General features: G+C 54.9%; 16 protein-coding genes. 14 read left to right on the top strand and 2 right to left on the bottom strand.

Annotation, left to right across the window (positions count from 1 at the left end):
- Positions 1 to 13 precede the first annotated feature (13 nt).
- The 7 genes from AC07P6_RS17585 to AC07P6_RS17555 all read left to right on the top strand — a co-directional run bounded on the left by AC07P6_RS17585 (position 14) and on the right by AC07P6_RS17555 (position 7,936).
- Positions 14 to 1,066: a zinc-dependent alcohol dehydrogenase gene (locus AC07P6_RS17585; RefSeq protein ID WP_478313954.1), complete on the top strand. Its 1,053-nt coding sequence runs from the start codon at positions 14 to 16 to the stop codon at positions 1,064 to 1,066.
- Between the two features lie 19 nt (positions 1,067 to 1,085).
- Positions 1,086 to 1,874, top strand: a complete 789-nt coding sequence (locus AC07P6_RS17580) for a sugar phosphate isomerase/epimerase family protein (RefSeq protein WP_478313952.1) — start codon at positions 1,086 to 1,088, stop codon at positions 1,872 to 1,874.
- Positions 1,875 to 1,884: 10 nt separating this feature from the next.
- Positions 1,885 to 2,940 (top strand): Gfo/Idh/MocA family protein, encoded by a 1,056-nt coding sequence (locus AC07P6_RS17575; protein WP_478313950.1) that lies wholly within the window; start codon positions 1,885 to 1,887, stop codon positions 2,938 to 2,940.
- Complete coding sequence (locus AC07P6_RS17570; RefSeq protein ID WP_478313948.1) at positions 2,937 to 5,207, top strand: glycoside hydrolase family 65 protein; 2,271 nt, start codon at positions 2,937 to 2,939, stop codon at positions 5,205 to 5,207. Before AC07P6_RS17575 ends, AC07P6_RS17570 begins: the two co-directional genes overlap by 4 nt.
- On the top strand, positions 5,208 to 5,870 hold the full coding sequence (pgmB, locus tag AC07P6_RS17565) for a beta-phosphoglucomutase (RefSeq protein WP_478313946.1): 663 nt from the start codon (positions 5,208 to 5,210) through the stop codon (positions 5,868 to 5,870). It begins immediately after the preceding gene.
- Between the two features lie 10 nt (positions 5,871 to 5,880).
- Positions 5,881 to 6,963 (top strand): ABC transporter ATP-binding protein, encoded by a 1,083-nt coding sequence (locus tag AC07P6_RS17560; protein ID WP_478313945.1) that lies wholly within the window; start codon positions 5,881 to 5,883, stop codon positions 6,961 to 6,963.
- Positions 6,964 to 7,024: 61 nt separating this feature from the next.
- Positions 7,025 to 7,936 carry an OmpG family monomeric porin gene (locus tag AC07P6_RS17555; protein ID WP_478313943.1) on the top strand — a complete coding sequence of 304 codons (912 nt, stop codon included), beginning with the start codon at positions 7,025 to 7,027 and terminating at the stop codon, positions 7,934 to 7,936.
- A gap of 28 nt (positions 7,937 to 7,964) precedes the next feature.
- Here AC07P6_RS17555 and AC07P6_RS17550 read toward each other — a convergent pair whose 3' ends face one another.
- On the bottom strand, positions 7,965 to 8,972 hold the full coding sequence (locus tag AC07P6_RS17550) for a LacI family DNA-binding transcriptional regulator (RefSeq protein WP_478313941.1): 1,008 nt from the start codon (positions 8,970 to 8,972) through the stop codon (positions 7,965 to 7,967).
- Positions 8,973 to 9,153: 181 nt separating this feature from the next.
- Here AC07P6_RS17550 and pspE point away from each other — a divergent pair, with 181 nt between their 5' ends.
- The 3 genes from pspE to AC07P6_RS17535 all read left to right on the top strand — a co-directional run bounded on the left by pspE (position 9,154) and on the right by AC07P6_RS17535 (position 12,027).
- The gene (gene pspE, locus AC07P6_RS17545; RefSeq protein ID WP_181482487.1) at positions 9,154 to 9,471 is read left to right on the top strand and encodes a thiosulfate sulfurtransferase PspE; all 318 of its coding nucleotides are present in this window, start codon (positions 9,154 to 9,156) and stop codon (positions 9,469 to 9,471) included.
- Positions 9,472 to 9,571: 100 nt separating this feature from the next.
- Positions 9,572 to 10,969, top strand: coding sequence for a YcjX family GTP-binding protein (locus AC07P6_RS17540; protein WP_182238177.1), 1,398 nt, complete (start codon positions 9,572 to 9,574; stop codon positions 10,967 to 10,969).
- On the top strand, positions 10,966 to 12,027 hold the full coding sequence (locus AC07P6_RS17535) for a TIGR01620 family protein (protein WP_478313939.1): 1,062 nt from the start codon (positions 10,966 to 10,968) through the stop codon (positions 12,025 to 12,027). The genes AC07P6_RS17540 and AC07P6_RS17535 overlap by 4 nt, the downstream gene beginning before the upstream one ends.
- Before the next feature lie 147 nt (positions 12,028 to 12,174).
- Here AC07P6_RS17535 and AC07P6_RS17530 read toward each other — a convergent pair whose 3' ends face one another.
- Positions 12,175 to 13,050, bottom strand: coding sequence for a LysR substrate-binding domain-containing protein (locus tag AC07P6_RS17530; RefSeq protein WP_478317035.1), 876 nt, complete (start codon positions 13,048 to 13,050; stop codon positions 12,175 to 12,177).
- A 159-nt stretch (positions 13,051 to 13,209) separates the two neighbouring features.
- Between AC07P6_RS17530 and AC07P6_RS17525 the strand changes: the two genes are divergently transcribed.
- From AC07P6_RS17525 to AC07P6_RS17510, 4 genes are all read left to right on the top strand, one after another.
- Positions 13,210 to 14,526 (top strand): 6-phospho-beta-glucosidase, encoded by a 1,317-nt coding sequence (locus tag AC07P6_RS17525; protein WP_478313938.1) that lies wholly within the window; start codon positions 13,210 to 13,212, stop codon positions 14,524 to 14,526.
- A 103-nt stretch (positions 14,527 to 14,629) separates the two neighbouring features.
- Positions 14,630 to 15,712: a lysophospholipid acyltransferase family protein gene (locus tag AC07P6_RS17520; protein ID WP_478313936.1), complete on the top strand. Its 1,083-nt coding sequence runs from the start codon at positions 14,630 to 14,632 to the stop codon at positions 15,710 to 15,712.
- Positions 15,709 to 16,605 carry a phosphatase PAP2 family protein gene (locus AC07P6_RS17515; protein WP_478313934.1) on the top strand — a complete coding sequence of 299 codons (897 nt, stop codon included), beginning with the start codon at positions 15,709 to 15,711 and terminating at the stop codon, positions 16,603 to 16,605. Before AC07P6_RS17520 ends, AC07P6_RS17515 begins: the two co-directional genes overlap by 4 nt.
- The gene (locus tag AC07P6_RS17510) at positions 16,605 to 19,112 is read left to right on the top strand and encodes a PEP/pyruvate-binding domain-containing protein (RefSeq protein WP_478313932.1); all 2,508 of its coding nucleotides are present in this window, start codon (positions 16,605 to 16,607) and stop codon (positions 19,110 to 19,112) included. The genes AC07P6_RS17515 and AC07P6_RS17510 overlap by 1 nt, the downstream gene beginning before the upstream one ends.
- Positions 19,113 to 19,147: the final 35 nt, after the last annotated feature.

The following is a 19,147-nucleotide window of genomic DNA, read 5'->3' as shown; positions in this document are numbered from 1 at the left end:
TAAGGAGTTATGAATGAAAAAGTTAGTGGCAACTGAACCGCGCGTTGCGGCATTAGTGGAATATGAAGACAGAGCCGTGTCAGCGAGCGAAGTGAAAATCCGCGTCCGGTTCGGTGCGCCGAAACATGGTACTGAAGTTGTGGATTTCCGCGGCGTCAGCCCGTTTATTGATGAAGATTTCAACGCCGAGTGGCAGATGTTTATGCCACGTGCGGAAGGCGCGCCGCGCGGTATCGAATTTGGTAAGTTCCAGTTAGGCAACATGGTGGTAGGCGACATCATCGAATGCGGCAGCGACGTGACTGACTACGCTATCGGCGACAGCGTATGTGGCCACGGACCGTTGTCTGAAACGGTGATTTTCAACGCAGTGAACAACTACAAACTGCGCAAAATGCCGGAAGGCAGCTCCTGGAAAAACGCGGTCTGCTACGACCCGGCGCAGTTTGCCATGAGCGGCGTGCGCGATGCGAACGTACGCGTTGGGGATTTTGTGGTCATCGTCGGGCTGGGCGCCATTGGTCAGATTGCGGTGCAGCTGGCGAAAAAAGCGGGCGCATCGGTGGTGATCGGCGTTGACCCGATCGCCCATCGTTGCGATATCGCCCGTCGCCACGGCGCGGATTTCTGCCTGAATCCTATCGGTACCGATGTGGGGATGGAAATTAAGAAGCTGACCGGTAAGCAGGGCGCTGATGTGATCATCGAAACCAGCGGCTACCCGGACGCGCTGCAATCAGCGCTTCGCGGCCTGGCCTACGGCGGCACCATCTCCTACGTGGCCTTCGCCAAACCCTTCGCCGCCGGGTTTAACCTCGGGCGTGAAGCGCACTTCAACAACGCGAAAATTGTTTTTGCCCGCGCATGCAGCGAGCCGAATCCGGACTATCCGCGCTGGAGCCGCAAGCGTATTGAAAACACCTGCTGGGAACTGCTGATGAACGGATACCTCGACTGTGAAGAGATTATCGATCCGATTGTCACCTTTACCCACAGTCCGGAAAGCTACATGGAGTATGTCGACCAGCATCCGGAAAAGAGCATCAAAATGGGCGTGACGTTTTAATTTCAAAGGAATGAATAAGATGAAAATTGGTACTCAGAATCAGGCATTCTTCCCGGAAAATATTCTGGAAAAATTCCGCTATATCAAAGAAATGGGCTTCGACGGCTTTGAAATCGACGGCAAGCTGTTAGTAAACAATCTTGACGAAGTGAAAGCGGCGATTAAAGAAACCGGCCTGCCGGTGACAACTGCCTGCGGCGGCTACGACGGCTGGATCGGCGATTTTATTGAAGAGCGTCGCCTGAACGGCTTGCAGCAAATCGAACGCATTCTGGAAGCGCTGGCGGAAGTGGGCGGCAAGGGCATTATTGTCCCGGCGGCCTGGGGCATGTTCACTTTCCGCTTACCGCCGATGGTTTCGCCGCGTAGCCTTGCCGGTGACCGCAAAGCGGTGAGCGACTCGCTGCGCTTTCTTGATGAAGTGGCGGAACGCACCGGTACCGTCGTGTACCTGGAGCCGCTCAACCGCTATCAGGATCACATGATCAACACCCTCGCCGACGCTCGTCGTTATATCGAGGAAAACGACCTGAAGCACGTGCAGATCATCGGCGATTTCTATCACATGAATATCGAAGAAGACGATATGGCGCAGTCGCTGCACGACAACCGCGATCTGCTCGGGCATGTACATATCGCCGATAACCACCGCTATCAGCCGGGTACCGGCACCCTGGATTTCGCCGCGCTGTTCGACCAGTTGCGTCAGGATAACTACTTGGGTTACGTGGTGTATGAGGGACGGGTAAGGGCAGATAACCTGCCGGAAGCCTACCGTCAGTCGCTGGCCTGGCTGCGCGCCTGCTAAGAGGATTTCCGTGAAAAGTGCAATGACAAGCTCTCCGCTACGCGTCGCCATTATTGGTGCCGGGCAGGTGGCGGATAAAGTTCATGCTTCGTACTACTGCACCCGCGACGATCTGGAACTGGTGGCTGTCTGTGACAGCCACCTGTCTCAGGCCCAGGCGTTGGCAGATAAATACGGTAATGCGCAAGCATGGGATGACCTTGAAGCAATGTTACGCGACGTGAAGCCGGATATTGTCAGCGTCTGTTCGCCTAACCGTTTTCATTATGAACATACTCTGCTCGCGCTGGAGGCCGGTTGTCATGTGATGTGTGAGAAGCCACCAGCAATGACGCCGGAGCAGGCCCTTGAGATGTGCAATACCGCCCGGCGAGTGGGCAAGGTGCTGGCTTATGATTTTCACCATCGCTTTGCGCTTGATACACAACTGCTTCGCGAACAGGTCGTGGCGGGCATACTGGGGGAGATTTACGTCACTAATGCTCGTGCGCTGCGGCGCTGCGGCGTGCCCGGTTGGGGCGTGTTTACCAATAAAGAGCTGCAGGGCGGCGGGCCGCTGATCGACCTTGGTGTTCACATGCTGGATGCGGCGATGTACGTGCTGGGCTTTCCCCAGGTAAAACATGTCTTCGCTCACAGCTTCCAGAAGATTGGCACCCGCAAAAATAGCGGTCAGTTCGGCGAGTGGGATCCCGCGACTTATACCGTGGAAGATTCACTATTTGGCACCATTGAATTTCACAATGGCGGCATTTTGCGTCTCGAAACCTCCTTTGCGCTGAATATCCCCGAACAGTCGATTATGAACGTGAACTTTTGCGGCGATAAAGCGGGGGCAACCTTGTTCCCTGCACAGGTTTATAACGATCGTGATGGTGAGCTCAACGTGCTGTGCCAGCGTGAACAAGCGGATGACAAGCGTCATTTTCGCAGTATGGAAGCCTTTGTGAAACATGTTCAGGGAGAACCGGTCACGATCGCTGACGCCGAGCAGGGACTGGTGATTCAACAGCTGGTGGCGGCGCTTTATCAATCCGCAGAAACAGGGATGTGTGTGGAACTATGACTAAGCCTGTAATGTTAACCGATCCGGTTTTTTGCCCGCATAACCTGAATAAATGTGCCTCTCTGATGGCGTCAGGCAATGGCTATATGGGCATTCGCGCGTGCCACGAAGAAGATTACACGCAACAGACGCGCGGCATGTTTCTGGCCGGACTTTATCATCGGGCAGGAAAAAATGAGATCAACGAACTGGTCAATCTACCGGACGTGATCGGCGTGGATATTGTCCTGAACGGCGAGATCTTTTCTCTGCTGAGCGGCACCATTGAAAGCTGGCAGCGCCACGTCGATTTTGCGACCGGGGAACTGCGGCGAACAATTCTCTGGCGATCGCCCGGCGGCGCGCGTTTTGCGATTGAGAGCCGACGTTTTTCCTCGGCGGAGCAACTGCCGCTGTTGGCTATGACGGTGGTGATTACCCCGCTGGACGGTGAGGCGACGATTTCGCTATCGACCGGAATTGACGCTACCACGACCAATCACGGTCGCCAGCATCTGGATGAAATTCAGGTCAGAGTGTTCGGCCAGCATCTTCTTCAGGGGATCTATACCACTCAGGATGGCCGCCATGACGTTGCGATTTCGTCTTATTGTTGTGTGAAAGGCGATGTGCAGCGCTGCTTTACGGCGAAAGAGCGTCGTTTACTGCAACACAACAGCGCGCAGGTCAGCGCGGGGCAAAGCCTGACGCTGGAGAAGCTCACCTGGATCGAGTGGCGCAGCGAGCAGTCTCTTTCTGTGGAGAGCTGGAGTCGCCAGGGCCTGCGTCGGCTGGAAGTTTGCGCTGAACGCGGTTACGACGCGCTATTTGCGGAGTCGGCGGCGAACTGGCAGGCATGGTGGCAGCGTCGTCGCGTTCAGGTTGTGAGCCACAATAGCGCCGATCAGCAGGCGCTGGATTATGCGCTTTATCACTTGCGCATCATGACTCCAGCGCATGATGAACGTAGCAGCATTGGCGCGAAGGGCATCACCGGGGAGGGCTATAAAGGCCACATTTTCTGGGATACCGAAGTCTTTTTGCTGCCATTTCATCTGTTCACCGAGCCAGATATTGCCAGAAACCTACTGCGCTACCGCTGGCATAACCTGCCGGGCGCGCGGGAAAAAGCCCGGAAGAACGGCTGGCAGGGTGCGCTGTTTCCCTGGGAAAGCGCGCGTAGCGGCAGGGAAGAGACCCCGGAATTTGCCGCCATCAACATCCGAACCGGATTACGGCAAAAAGTGGCTTCCGCGCTGGCGGAACACCACCTGGTTGCAGATATTGCCTGGGCCGTGGTCGTTTACTGGCAGGCGACCGGAGACCGGGCGTTTATGTCTCGTGAGGGCATGGCGCTGCTGTTGGATACTGCGAAGTTCTGGATTAGCCGCGCGGTTGAGATCAACGGGCGTCTGGAAATTCATGATGTCATCGGTCCTGATGAATATACCGAGCATGTGAACAACAACGCGTTTACTAACTATATGGCCTGGAACAACGTCGCGCAGGCTCTGTATTTTGCCCGCGAACTGGGGATCGCTGACGAAGCGTTTATGCAACGCGCTGAACATTTTTTGCAGCACCTGTGGCGGCCGGAAGTTCAGGCGGATGGTGTGTTGCCGCAGGATGATTCATTCCTCAGCAAGCCGGTTATCGATTTATCGTCCTATAAGGCGAAGGCCGGTAAGCAGACCATTTTGCTCGATTACTCGCGCGCTGAAGTTAATGAGATGCAAATTCTCAAACAGGCGGATGTGGTGATGCTGACCTATATGCTGCCGGAGGCGTTTACGCCGGAAATTTGTCAGGCAAACCTGCATTTTTATGAACCGCGCACCATTCATGACTCCTCTTTAAGCAAGGCGATTCACGGTATTGTGGCCGCCCGCTGCGGCGACCCGGAACAGGGTTACCAGTTTTGGCTCGACGGGACGCTTATCGATCTCGGCGACGATCCGCACAGCTGTGATGATGGTATTCACGCAGCGGCCACCGGGGCTATCTGGCTTGGCGCGATCCAGGGATTTGCGGGCGTCAGCGTGCGCCACGGGGAGTTGCATCTGAACCCGTCGCTGCCTGGGGCGTGGCAGCGGCTCTCATTTCCGTTGCGCTGGCAGGGGGGCGACATGTTTATCTCCATAGATAGCAGCACGATTTGCGTGGATAGCTCCGCGCCGGTCACGCTGTGGCTCAATGGTCACCGGGTTGTCGTTGACGGTGAGAAGGTATTGAAGTTGAGCGACTTTATTTTATCCCCAATTGGGACCGCTACCAGGGAGGGCGAATGAATGAAACTACAGGCCATTATTTTTGATTTAGACGGGGTGATCACCGACACCGCACATTTGCATTTCCTCGCCTGGAAGCAGATAGCCGACGAGATTGGCATTGTTATTGATGAAGCGTTCAACGACAGCCTGAAGGGCATCAGCCGGGGGGAATCGCTGCAACGTATTCTGCGTTTTGGCGGTAAAGAGGGAGCGTTTAGCTCTGACGACTGCGCGCAACTGGCAGCGCGAAAAAATGCGCTGTACGTGCACTCACTGCGTGAACTAACAGCCCAGTCGGTGCTGCCGGGCATTCGGGAACTGCTTTGTACGCTGCGCGAACAGCAGGTGTTGGTCGGTCTTGCCTCGGTTTCGCTCAACGCTCCGGCCATTTTATGTGCGCTGAATTTGACGGATTATTTCGATTTTTGCGCCGATTCGTCGCAAATCACCCGTTCGAAGCCGGACCCGGAGATATTTCTGGCCGCCTGTAAAGGGCTGGGGGTCAGGCCTGAAGCCTGTATTGGGATCGAAGATGCGCAGGCGGGTATCGATGCTATCAACGCCAGCGGCATGCTGTCAGTAGGGGTGGGCGAGGCTTTAGCCGGGGCGGATTTGCATCTTCCGGCAACTGAATTTCTGACGTGGCCGTGCTTATCGGCTTTCTGGCAAAACGAAAAGTAAGGGAATCAATATGGCACAGCTTTCGTTGCAACATATACAAAAAATATACGATAACCAGGTGCATGTGGTTAAAGACTTTAACCTGGAAATTGAAGACAAAGAGTTCATTGTTTTTGTTGGTCCGTCGGGCTGCGGGAAATCCACCACGCTACGCATGATTGCGGGGCTGGAAGAGATCAGCGCGGGCGATCTGCTGATTGATGGTAAACGGATGAACGATGTTCCGGCGAAGGCGCGTAACATTGCGATGGTCTTTCAGAACTACGCGTTATATCCGCACATGACCGTCTATGACAACATGGCATTTGGCCTGAAAATGCAGAAAATCAGCGCTGCGGTTATTGAGGAGCGCGTCAGCTGGGCGGCGCAGATCCTCGGCCTGCGTGAATACCTGAAGCGCAAACCTGGCGCGTTATCCGGCGGCCAACGCCAGCGCGTGGCGCTTGGGCGAGCGATCGTTCGCGAAGCGGGCGTATTCCTGATGGATGAACCGCTCTCTAACCTCGATGCAAAACTGCGTGTTCAGATGCGGGCGGAGATTAGCAAGCTGCACCAGAAGCTGAATACCACCATGATTTATGTGACTCACGACCAAACCGAAGCCATGACTATGGCGACGCGCATTGTCATTATGAAAGATGGCATCGTGCAGCAGGTTGGCGCGCCGAAGACCGTCTATAACCACCCGGCAAATATGTTTGTCGCTGGATTTATCGGCTCGCCGGCAATGAACTTTATCCGTGGCGCTATTGATGGAAATCAATTTGTTACCGAAACGTTGAAGCTAACGATCCCGCAGGACAAATTAGCCGTACTGAATGCGCAAAAATATATGCATAAAGCGGTGGTGATGGGTATTCGTCCGGAGGATGTACACCCTGAACAACGTGAAAAAAACAGCGTCGCGGCGCATATCAGCGTAGCAGAATTAACCGGTGCTGAATTTATGTTATATACCACCGTAGGGGGGCACGAGCTGGTTGTCCGTGCCGGAGCAATGAATGATTATCACGCAGGAGAAAATATCAATATCCATTTTGATATGGATAAATGTCATTTCTTTGATACCGATAGTGAAGCTGTAATTCAATAAATATAAATGCCGGGAATTATCCCGGCGTGCATGTGTCTTTTATTTTTTTAAAGGATCTAAAATGAATACCTTACTAAGCCGTGCTGCGCTCATTATGTGCGCAGGAATGGCCTGTGCGCAGGCTGCTGAAAATAACGACTGGCATTTTAATGTTGGCGCAATGTATGAAAGTGAAAACGTTGAAGGGCAGGCGGAAGATATGGATGGGCTGTCTGAACCCTCCATTTGGTTTAATGCCTCACGAGGCCCGTGGAAAATTGCCGTTGCGTATTATCAGGAAGGCCCGGTTGATTATAGCAACGGTACCCGTGGTACTTATTTCGACCGCCCGGAGCTGGAGATTCGTTATCAAATTTTCGGTGATGATGATTTTACGCTCGGTTTAACCGGTGGCTTTCGTAATTATGGCTATCACTTCCAGGATGAACATGGCGATGACGCAGGCACAGCAAATATGCAGCGCTGGAAGATTCAACCAGACTGGGATATCAAGTTGAGTGATGACTGGCGCTTTGGCGGTTGGTTTTCCATGTATCAATTTGCCAATGATTTGGATAAGACCGGCTATGCTGATAGTCGTGTAGAAACGGAAACCGGCTTTACCTATAAAATTGATGATACTTTCTCCGTGGTCGCCAACTATTATCTGGAACGCGGATTTAATATGGATACATCGCGCAATAACGGCGAGTTTTCTACCCAGGAGATCCGCGCTTATTTGCCTATCTCGCTCGGCGATACAACGTTGACGCCGTACACCCGTATCGGTTTGGATCGCTGGACCAACTGGGACTGGCAGGACGATCCTGAGCGTGAGGGGCATAACTTCAACCGCGTTGGGATGCTCTATGCCTATGATTTTCAGAATGGTTTATCGATGTCACTGGAATATGCTTTCGAGTGGGAAAACCATGATGAGGGCGAGAACGATAAATTCCATTATGCAGGCGTAGGTATCAACTACGCCTTCTGAGTTATCAAGGGGCAGGTTTGCCCCTTTTTTATCTGGCGGCCTCAGGTAATAGCATATGCGTCGCCACTGTAATACTCTGCGGCATGCTTTTACCGGCGATCAGCTTAAATAACAGGCCACAGCTTTGTTCGCCTAGCTCCTGCGTTGGTACGTCAATCCCTCCCGGGGCGGGCGTAAGAATAAACGACAGCATTTCATTACTGTAGCCCACAACGGCAAGCTGATCGGGGATGGTAATATTCTTTTCAGCCGCCGCACGATATAAACTCATCAGTTTTAAGCTATCCGTCGCGAAAACCGCATCGGGAAGACGATGTCTGAGTAATTCCCGGGCGGCGGAAAGCGCTGAGTCATGGGTGTAGCCGCCATCTACAATCCACTCACTATGGAGTTTAAGGTGATGGGTGTTCAGACTATGTTTATATCCATTAACTCGATCAATAGAAACATGATAATCCAGCGGCGCATGCAGACAGGCAATATGCTGATGACCGCTATTGATTAGCGCATTGGTCAATTCAATACTGTCACGATAGTTATCGGTATCAACTGAATAAACATTTCGGTATTGGCCTTCAACCTTACCAATCACGACAACCGGAATGTCGTATTTATCCAGGCGGGAAAAAAATGATTCATCGGCGGGTGAGCTCAACATAATAATGCCTTTAATCATTTTTTGTTTTATCTTACTTTCACATTTTTGCAGATCCTCTTCCGCGCTGTGTGATGTTTGCAATATAACGTCAAAACCTTCATCTTCTGCTTTTGCCGTAATCGCATGTAGCACTTCAGAGAAAAAAGGATTGCCAGCAGTAGTTTTAGTCGAGCGTGTCGAAATAACCATAATGGCATCAAAGCCTGAAGAGGTTAGAGCACGAGCAAGTTTATTCGGTTGATACTGGAGCTCTTCAATCGCATGCAATACTTTTTCTCGCGCTTCTGGAGAAATATTGGTTTGCTTATTAAGCACCCGCGATACCGTCGATTTTGATACGCCAGCCACGCGCGCGATATCGTAAATGGTAGGAGACATATTCTTTGGACTCCGTGCGTAAGTTAATGCCACATATCTTATGAAGTTAGTTTGCTAATGACAATACAAGAGCGCCGATCGCCAACAATAAGCGTTTAGCCGGGCGGCACAACGGTTTTCTAAACGTCGCGGATGGCGTATGTTATGAGTGCCTAAAAACTCAACATATCAGGATGATAAAATGCTACGAAAATTGCTTCTGGGTTTAGCTCTGGCCGTCGCCTTACCGGTGTCTGCGGCGGAGCATTGGATAGATGTTCGCGTTCCGCAGCAGTATCAAAAAGAACACGTTGAAGGGGCGATTAACATCCCGCTGGCTGATATAAAAACGCGGATTGCGAGCGAAGTTCCGGATAAAAACGATACCATTAAAGTTTATTGCAACGTCGGGCGACAGTCGGGTCAGGCCCAGCAGATGCTGACTGAGATGGGCTACACTCAGGTAGTTAATGCGGGTGGCCTTAATCAGATAGATATGCCAAAAAGCGCCAGTAAGTAATCTTCAGCCCCGCGGTCGCGGGGCTAATGCAAGCCATTGATAATTAGCCGTATAGTCCCCATATTATTCTCTCTCGTTCTTCAGGCATAACAGGATGGCGATGAAGCGACTCAAAACTGAATTCAATGCGCTGGTTAATCGTGGGGTTGATCGGCATCTCCGTCTGGCCGTTACCGGCCTCAGCCGCAGCGGTAAGACCGCCTTTATCACCGCGCTGGTCAACCAACTGCTGAATATTCACACCGGGGCGCGTCTACCGCTACTGAGCGCGGTCAGAGAGGAGCGTCTGCTCGGCGTCAAGCGCGTACCGCAACGGGACTTTGGCATTCCGCGCTTCACCTATGACGAAGGGTTGGCCCAACTGTATGGTCAGCCGCCGGTCTGGCCAACGCCCACCCGCGGCGTCAGCGAAATTCGCCTGGCGCTGCGCTATCGTTCCAACGATTCGTTGTTACGCCACTTTAAAGAGACCTCAACGCTGTATCTGGAAATCGTCGATTATCCCGGCGAGTGGCTGCTGGACCTGCCGATGCTGGCCCAGGACTATCTTACCTGGTCACGACAGATGACCGGGCTATTGCAAGGGCAGAGAGCGGAATGGTCGACGCGTTGGCGGCAGCTTTGTGAAGGGCTGGACCCGCTGGCTCCGGCCGATGAAACCCGCCTGGCGGAGATTGCCAGCGCGTGGACCGATTATCTGCACACCTGTAAACGCGAAGGGATGCACTTTATTCAGCCCGGGCGCTTTGTGCTGCCAGGCGAAATGGCCGGCGCGCCTGCGCTGCAATTTTTCCCCTGGCCGGATGTTGACGCGACTGGGGAGGCCAGGTTGGCCCAGGCGGACAAACACACCAATGCCGGGATGTTGCGCGAGCGTTTTAAATACTACTGCGAGAAAGTCGTCAAAGGTTTCTATAAAGACCATTTTCTGCGCTTCGATCGGCAAATTGTGCTGGTGGACTGCCTGCAACCGCTCAATAGCGGGCCACAGGCGTTCAACGATATGCGCCTGGCGCTGACGCAGCTGATGCAAAGTTTTCACTATGGCCAGCGCACGCTGTTCCGCCGCTTGTTCTCGCCAGTTATCGATAAACTACTGTTTGCGGCCACCAAAGCCGATCACGTGACCATCGATCAGCACAGTAATATGGTGTCGCTGCTGCAACAGCTGATTCAGGACGCGTGGCAAAATGCGGCGTTTGAAGGGATCAGCATGGATTGCCTGGGGCTGGCGTCAATTCAGGCGACTCAGAGCGGGCTTATCGAGGTGAATGGCGAGAAGATCCCTGCGCTGCGGGGTAACCGATTGAGCGATGGTCAACCGTTGACCGTCTATCCCGGCGAGGTGCCCGCACGTCTGCCGGGCCAGGCATTCTGGGAGAAGCAGGGCTTTCAGTTTGAAAACTTCCGTCCGCAGGTGATGGATGTTGATAAGCCGCTGCCGCATATTCGCCTCGATGCGGCGCTGGAATTTTTAATTGGAGATAAGTTGCGATGACCGAACCGTTAAAACCGCGTATCGATTTCGACGGCCCGCTGGAGGCGGAAAAGGCGCAAATTCTCAAATCCGCCCGCGCTTTTGATGACGTGGATGCCGGGAAGTTTGCTCCGGCGCGCCTTGATGTCGTGGAAGAAGAAGAGGGGGCGGCGGAGGCGGTTGTTGAATCAGTTCTGCGGCCCAAACGTAGCCTGTGGCGGAAAATGGTCAGCGCCGGGTTGACTATTTTCGGCGTGAGCGTGGTCGCGCAGGGCGTGCAGTGGACAATGACCGCCTGGCAGACGCAGGACTGGATCGCGCTTGGCGGTTGCGCTGCCGGGGCGCTGATTATTGGCGCTGGCGTCGGTTCAGTCGCGACCGAATGGCGGCGTCTGCGGCGGCTGCGTCAACGAGCGCACGAACGCGATGAGGCGCGGGATTTGATGCACAGCCATGCGGTTGGCAAAGGGCGTGCGTTTTGTGAAAAACTCGCGCAGCAGGCGGGGCTGGATCAATCGCATCCGGCGCTACAGCGCTGGTATGCGGCGATCCACGAGACGCAGAACGATCGCGAAGTGGTCAGCCTGTATGCGCAGATCGTGCAACCAGTGCTTGATGCCCAGGCGCGGCGCGAAATCAGCCGCTCGGCGGCGGAATCGACGTTGATGATTGCCGTCAGCCCGCTGGCGCTGGTGGATATGGCGTTTATCGCCTGGCGTAACTTACGCCTGATCAACCGCATCGCCACGCTGTACGGCATTGAGCTGGGCTACTACAGCCGTCTGCGCCTGTTCCGTCTGGTGCTGTTGAATATCGCTTTTGCCGGAGCTAGCGAGGTGGTGCGGGAAGTGGGGATGGACTGGATGTCGCAGGATCTGGCGGCCAGGCTGTCGGCGCGCGCGGCCCAGGGCATTGGTGCCGGACTGCTGACCGCACGGCTGGGGATTAAAGCGATGGAACTCTGTCGCCCGCTGCCATGGATCGCCGATGATAAGCCGCGGCTGGGCGATTTTCGCCGCGAGCTGATTGGTCAACTGAAAGATACCTTACAGAAGAGTAAAAACAGTCCGGAGAAATAGCGTTTTTTGCGGGCTTCCCGGCTAGCAGATAGCTGTGAATCCGTAGCCCCGGTAAGGCGCTAGCCGCCACCGGGGAGAGAATCAGACGCTGCGCGCGTTGTTTCCCGGAGGCGGTGCTGGCGCACCTGTCCGGGCTACCGTCCAGCACTACGTCACCGGGAATTTATCCTGACCACACTCATCTTGTAACCACTCACTAAAGGCGAGAAAACGCGGGCGCGAGCGGTTCTCTTGCGGGCAAATCAGGTCATATCCAAACGGCGAGGGCACCTTTTCCTCGCTCAATGCCACCAGCTTACCGCTGTCGAGCAGAGGTTGAATCAGCGTCTGACGGCCCATCATCACCCCTAAACCGTTCTCCGCCATCTGAATCGCGATGGAGTGGTTATTCACGGCGTAATAACGCCCCTCAAAAGGTAAATTCGCCCCCGTTTGCTGACACCATAATCGCCACTCGCTGAACTGATCCTGGACATCCGTCGATTCTGACGCGTGGATCCAGAGCACTCCCGACGATGCTCCTGCGCTCAGCGGCTGATGTTGACCCTGATATTCCGGCGAGCACACCGGGAGCAGGTTCTCACCCATCAACCGCTCTTGATAGAGATCGGGATACTGGGTCGCGCCGTAGTAAATAGCCAGATCCACACGCTCTTCGTTAAAGTCCATTACTCCGGCCCGCACGCGAAACTGTAAGTTCAACCCCGGCCACTGCGCCTGAAAGCGCGGCAGGCGCGGCATCAACCACAAATGCGCCAGCGTCGGTGCGATGCCAACATGCAGCGTCCCGCGCAGATCCTGTTCGCGAATATCTTCGATTTCATCATTAATGGCGCGCAGCGAGTGGCTTAGCGTGGTCAGCAGGCGCTTGCCTTCTTCGGTTAGCGCCAGCTTACGCGTCAGCCGGATAAACAGGCGAAAGCCGATGTGCATCTCCAGTTTGCGAATTCGGTGGCTCACCGCTCCCTGGGTGAGGTTCATTTCGTGTGCTGCGAGGGTAAAGCTAAGGTGGCGCGCGGTCACTTCAAAGGTTTGTAGTAGCGCAAGAATACTTTGTTGCTCCAGCATGGTCACTCTCCGTTATGCATTAATCATATTCATGCATGAGCCATTTTATTTCGTTTGTTCCGCCAGTTATGACGGTTTTAAATAGTTATACCCTATATCAAATGGAGATATACCATGTCAGGACTCAAAATTGTGGTGATTGGCGGCGGTTCCAGCTATACCCCGGAACTGATCGAAGGTTTACTTAAACGGCACGCTGAGATGCCGGTTAAGATGCTGTGGCTGGTCGACATTGAAGACGGCAAAGAAAAGGTGGAAATTATCGCCGGGCTGGCGCGGCGAATGATTGCCAAAGCGGGTTTGTCTATTGAAGTGGTGGCGACGCTTGACCGCGAAAGCGCCTTGCAGGGCGCGGATTTTGTCTGCTCGCAGTTCCGTGCCGGGTGCCTGGATGCGCGCATCAGCGACGAGCGCATCTCGTTAAAATATGGCCTGATTGGCCAGGAGACCAACGGGCTGGGCGGTTTTGCCAATGCCTGCCGGACAATCCCGATTGCTCTGGAGATTGCGGCAGATATGGAACGCCTGTGCCCGGACGCCTGGCTGCTGAACTTCACCAACCCATCGGGCATGGTGACGGAGGCGGTGCTGCGTCATAGCAAAATTAAAGCCGTGGGCCTGTGCAACGTGCCGGTGATTATGCAAAAGGGCGTCGCACAGCTGCTTAATTGCGCCAACGAAAATGATTTCATCATGCAGGTTGCGGGCCTGAACCACTTCATCTTCGTGCGGCAGATTCTGCATAAAGGCAAAGAGTGGCTGCCGGAAGCCATTGCGCAGATTAGCGCAGGTAACGATCCGCTGGTACCGCGCAATATTCCGCCGTTCCGCTGGCCGCAGCATCTGCTACAAGGACTGGGGATGATCCCCTGCGCCTATCTGCGTTATTACTATATTAAGGACGACATGTTGCGCCAGGAGCTGGCGGAGGCTGACGGGGAAGGGACGCGCGGAGAAGTTGTTAAACTACTGGAAAAAGAGCTGTTCGCCCAGTACAGCGACCCGAATCTGGCGGTAAAACCGAAGGCACTGGAAGGGCGCGGCGGGCAATACTATTCTGAAGCGGCCTGTGAATTGATGAACGGTATTTATAATGACAAGCGCATTATTATGCACGTTAACACGCGTAACAACGGCGCGATTAACGGCCTGCCGGACGACTGTGCGGTTGAAGTGAGCTCGTTAATTACCGCTTCCGGCCCGCAGCCGCTGAATGTGGCGTCCTTCCCGGAAGATACGCTACGCCTGCTGCAACTGATGAAGTCTTTCGAGCGGCTGACCATCGAAGCGGCGATAACGGGTAACCGGCATACCGCCTGGCGTGCGCTGGTGCTGAACCCGCTGATCGTCAGCGGTGAGAAGCTTGAACAGGCGCTGGACGAGGTTATCGAACATAACCGGAAGCTGATGCCCGCTTTTCACCCACAGTAATTCTGAGGGGGCGATGATGCCCCCAAACTGCTCATTGTAATCCCTTAACGAAGCGTCTATTGTGCGGAAATGTTAAACAAGGACATGATGACAACCGCACGTTATGGAAAAACGTAATCCTCCCTGGCTGCGATTCACTCCGGGCAGAGCGTTGCCGCGCTGGTATCGCTTTATCGCCAGGCTATTGAGCCATTTCTACTACGCTTCGATCGACTTTATTGACGAGCGTGGCCACCGTGTTTTACCGCTGGACGACGCTATACCCACAATTCTGCTTGTCAGCCACCGTAATGGGGCGACCGACGGGTGGGTGGTCAGCCCACTGTTGCCGCATGGCCAGTTTCTTGCCTCCGTTCAACTGCTGCGATCGCGTTTTTTGCGCCTGCTATTTACCGGCATTCCGGTTGTGCGCGACAAGGATCGTGTTCGCTACGGTTTTAGCCGGACGCAGGCGGGAAACCCGGTGCTGCACGCTACTGCCCATATAAAGCAGGGCGGCAGTCTGGTTATCTTTCCGGAAGGCACCAGCGAATGGAGCTATGCACCACAACCTTATCAGCCGGGAACCGTGAAAATCATTCGCCGACTGTTGCAGGAAGGCCAGCGCTTTCGGGTGATCCCGGTAGGGAGTTTCTACCAGGCTCCGGATCGCTTTGGTTCGCGGGTCGAGCTGCTGGTTGGCGAAGCGCTGGTATTTCCCGCGCGGGAAGATAAGTCCCAGGAGGCCTGGGAAACTGAAATCTCTGAATGTGTGAGTAATGCGTTGAATCAGGTTTCGGTCAACTGCGACAGCGAGGCGACCATGGCGGACGCCGAAAGCTATGCCCACCAGCGGCGGCATAGCGAATCCTGGGCGTTGGCTTTTAAACGAACGGCAAGCGGAACGCATGCTGAAAAAACATCTGATAAGCGGCATCGGCAAAGAAACATTTGGGCCTGCGCGCTGCAACTGCCGTTTGTGCTGGTACTTTTTCCGGTTCTGCTCTGCGCCTGGTGGGTTGGCAGACAGGCCGACGGGCGCAATACGGTGGCCTTTTTTCGTCTGGCGAGCGGTTTTGCCGCCTCGCTGCTGTGGCTGCCCTGTTTGATTGTGCTGGGTATTCTCTTTCCCTGGCTGTGGCTGCTTTATACAGCGGCTTACCTGGGGTGGCGGCAACGTTCGGTTTGGGGGGAGGAAAACGTTTGAGCCTGATAAAGAATACCCATTTTGTCGGTTTGGCTTCCCGGAACCGTCCGGGTTATGGGGTCTACTTAGCCCTGATCGCCTTGATTTGCGGGTTGGGGATTTTTTCCGCCTGGCAACTGCATGACCCCCAATTTATTGCGCCGGTAATCGCCTGCGTGGTGGTTTGGCTGCTGTTGCTGCAATCAATGCGTTCGTCGTCGCGCTGGCGCAGCTGGATTGGCGTACTGCAGTTTGCCGCCAGCTGGCTGGTTTTCCCTCTGTTTAAGGCGATTCAGCTGGCGATGCCGCGCTCAATGGACGTATGGCTGCTGGCGGGCGATCGTTGGCTATTCGGTAGCGGATTGACTGAACGGCTGCTCGGCTGGGAGAGGGTCTGGTTAAGTGAGGTAATGAGCCTGTGCTACCTCTCGTTCTATTTCATTATTCTGCTGCCGGTGCTGTTTTGCGCTTTCCGTCGCCATGAACTTGCCAGCCGTGGTTTCTTCTATGGCCTGATGCTGATGTATCTCTTTGGATTTATCGGCTATCTGCTGGTGCCCGCCGCCGGGCCGTATCTTGCTTTTCCGGACGTTTTCTCCTACCCGCCGCAAGGCGGCGCGCTGACCGCGCTGCTGGTTTCGCTGGTGGCGAGTGGCGGAACGGGTATGGACGTTTTTCCCAGCCTGCACTGCGGGATTAGCCTCTATGTGTTTGGTTATCTGCTTTTACAGCATCGCTATTTTTGCGCGCTGTTGCTGTCGCCGCTGGTGGTGGGGTTGATTCTGGCAACGCTCTATCTGCGCTATCACTACGGCATCGATCTGATTTTTGGTGCTCTGCTGGCGTTTCTGGTGCTGGTATGGCTGCGCCGCTGCGGCTTCTCCAGCCGTAACAACATGATAAGGAAGGCATAATGCTAACGGAAGACTCGATGATTTTTACCTTTCACGATCCGCACGCCAGTGAACTGGCGCTGAGCGGGGGGAAGGGCGCCAACCTCGCGCGTCTGACCGCAGGGGGCCTGCCGGTGCCGCCCGGTCTGATTGTGTCGGCTTCTGCTTATCAACTGTTTCTGGCGCCGCTAAGAGAGCAAATCCAGACGCTACTGCAACAATATGACGATTTCGGCATATGCAGCCGCGAAATTCAGGCGCTTATTCGTCGACAAGCTTTGCCGGAAGCGCTACGCGCGGCGGTAACGCAACGGCTGGACGCGCTTGGTGCGAAGGACTGGAACGTTGCCGTGCGTTCTTCAGCGACGTTTGAAGATCTGCCCGGCGCGGCTTTCGCCGGACAGCACGATACCTTGCTCAATATGCGTGGCGCTGATGCGATCCTCAACGCGGTGCGCGAATGCTACGTTTCGTTATGGCATGAACACGCCATGCGCTATCGCGCGCATCTGCAACTCGTTCACCTCGATGCCGCGATGGCGGTGGTGATCCAGCAGATGGTGGAGATGACGGAAAGCGATGCGGCTGGTGTGGCCTTTTCCATCGACCCCGTACGCGGCGAGCTGGAGCAAGTGTTGATTAACGCTTGCTTTGGATTAGGTGAGAGCGTTGTCGGCGGCGAGCGGGAGGTGGATGAATACCGCGTTGCCATGCCGCAGGGAGAAGTCACGGAATGTAGTATCGGACAAAAAACGACGATTTTGCTGAAAGACAGCCAGGGCGTACACGATGTGGTCCTGCCCGCATCCCGCCAATCGCAGAGTTCGCTTAGCGATGAACAATGTCTGACGGTGGCGAGCGTCGCCCGGCAGGCTCAGGCGTTTTTTGGTTTTCCCCAGGATATTGAATGGGCATTTTCCGGCGCTTCGTTCTATCTGCTGCAATCCCGTCCGGTCACGTTCGTGCCGGAACGCTGGACGCGCGATGAATCCGCTGAACGCTTCCCTAACGCGGTAACGCCGTTGACCTGGGATCTGGTAGAGGAAGGTTTCCATGAATCGCTCAACTTCTCTTTTTCCCTGATGGGCCTGCCTGGTTTTGGGGGGAAATGGTTCGCGGTAAAAGAGTGCTATGTCTATGGCAACCAGAATGCGGTGGAACTGTATGCTGGCAGAATGCCCGGCGGCATCAGTTCGCTGGAGCAACTGCGAGCGGCTCTGCCGACTCTGGCAAAGCGCTATGCCTGGGTGCAGGAGTTGCCGATCCGCTGGATGCGCGATCTGGATACCTATCTGCTGGAAATCGGCGCGCTGATGCGCGAGCCGTTGGCTAGCTACACGCTGGCGCAGTGCTGGGATTATCTGCTGCGGGTACGCGATGCGGGTAAACGTTATTTCCTGCCAAATATTGCTATTTCCCTGACCCAGCGCACCTTATATGCCGTGCTCTACCAGATCCTGCAAATGTCGATGCCTGCGGCAGAGGCCAAATCGATGTTCGATCTGTTGCTGTCGGTCGCCGAGACGAAAACCGGGCAAGTTAACGCCGAACTGTGGGCGCTATCGCGGCAGGTTCGTAACGAGCCTGAGCTACTGCGGGAGTTCGCGGACACCCCGTCGCTGGCGCTTGTTTCACGTCTTAGCGCGTATCCTGCGTTTGATACTGAGTTCAACCAGTTCCTGCAACGCCACGGCCATCGCGAGCTGGATTTCGACGCTTATTATCCGACCTGGCTTGAAGCGCCGCATATTGTATTGGATCAGCTGAAAATGCTGGTGGAGCTGCCGGACGATGATTTGGCGGCGCAGGCGCTTAACGGCAAGCTGGCGGCTTCAGCGGCGCAGCACGTCTGGCTGGCTCAGGTGCCGGAAGATCTGCGCTACTTTGTTGAAGAGGTGACTCGCCTGGCGCGCGTTTATACCTGGCTGGACGACCTTGAGCATTATCAGACCACGCGTCTGACGCTGCCGTTCCGCAGCGGCGTGCGCGAGATGGGAGAGCGGCTGACGGCGGCGGGTATTCTGCAACAAGCGGATGATCTCTATTTCGCGTCATTCGCCGATCTTGACGCTGCGGTGGCGCAGAATGCTTTCGAAGATCTGGCCGCGCAGGTGCACGCCAATAAGTCTGCCTGGCAGGCGGCGAAACAGCGCAGTCCGTCATGGAATCTTGGCGAAGATGATGCGATCCCCGAATTGCAGCAGGGTGAGGGATTACAGGGGATGGCTGGTAGCCCTGGCGAGGTGGAAGGTGAGGTCTTTCTGGTTCATGGGCCGGAGGAGTTTGCTGCTTTTCCAAAAGGCGCGATTCTGGTGGCTCGTACGACCAATCCTGCATGGACCTCGCTGTTTTACCGCGCGAGCGGAGTGATCACCGAAAGCGGCGGACCGTTGTCACATGGGGCGGTCACCGCGCGGGAGTTGCAGCTTCCGGCAGTGATGAGCGTGCGCGGGGTCATGACGCTGCTGGAGAATGGGATGCGGGTCAGGGTGAACGGAAGAACGGGAGTGGTCGATATTTTGCGTTAACGGAGCGGTTCGATGATGCTGCCCTCAAACCAGCA

It is taken from the genome of Klebsiella sp. GFKo11 (genome assembly GCF_056490265.1).
This window is presented reverse-complemented; position numbering and strand designations above follow the sequence as displayed.

Bases quoted from the DNA above. Each gene is read 5' to 3' on its own strand.
- AC07P6_RS17585 (WP_478313954.1), top strand. From the start codon at position 14: ATGAAAAAGTTAGTGGCAACTGAACCGCGCGTTGCGGCATTAGTGGAA.
- AC07P6_RS17580 (WP_478313952.1), top strand. From the start codon at position 1,086: ATGAAAATTGGTACTCAGAATCAGGCATTCTTCCCGGAAAATATTCTG.
- AC07P6_RS17570 (WP_478313948.1), top strand. From the start codon at position 2,937: ATGACTAAGCCTGTAATGTTAACCGATCCGGTTTTTTGCCCGCATAAC.
- pgmB (WP_478313946.1), top strand. From the start codon at position 5,208: ATGAAACTACAGGCCATTATTTTTGATTTAGACGGGGTGATCACCGAC.
- AC07P6_RS17560 (WP_478313945.1), top strand. From the start codon at position 5,881: ATGGCACAGCTTTCGTTGCAACATATACAAAAAATATACGATAACCAG.
- AC07P6_RS17555 (WP_478313943.1), top strand. From the start codon at position 7,025: ATGAATACCTTACTAAGCCGTGCTGCGCTCATTATGTGCGCAGGAATG.
- AC07P6_RS17550 (WP_478313941.1), bottom strand. From the start codon at position 8,972: ATGTCTCCTACCATTTACGATATCGCGCGCGTGGCTGGCGTATCAAAA.
- pspE (WP_181482487.1), top strand. From the start codon at position 9,154: ATGCTACGAAAATTGCTTCTGGGTTTAGCTCTGGCCGTCGCCTTACCG.
- AC07P6_RS17540 (WP_182238177.1), top strand. From the start codon at position 9,572: ATGAAGCGACTCAAAACTGAATTCAATGCGCTGGTTAATCGTGGGGTT.
- AC07P6_RS17535 (WP_478313939.1), top strand. From the start codon at position 10,966: ATGACCGAACCGTTAAAACCGCGTATCGATTTCGACGGCCCGCTGGAG.
- AC07P6_RS17525 (WP_478313938.1), top strand. From the start codon at position 13,210: ATGTCAGGACTCAAAATTGTGGTGATTGGCGGCGGTTCCAGCTATACC.
- AC07P6_RS17520 (WP_478313936.1), top strand. From the start codon at position 14,630: ATGGAAAAACGTAATCCTCCCTGGCTGCGATTCACTCCGGGCAGAGCG.
- AC07P6_RS17510 (WP_478313932.1), top strand. From the start codon at position 16,605: ATGCTAACGGAAGACTCGATGATTTTTACCTTTCACGATCCGCACGCC.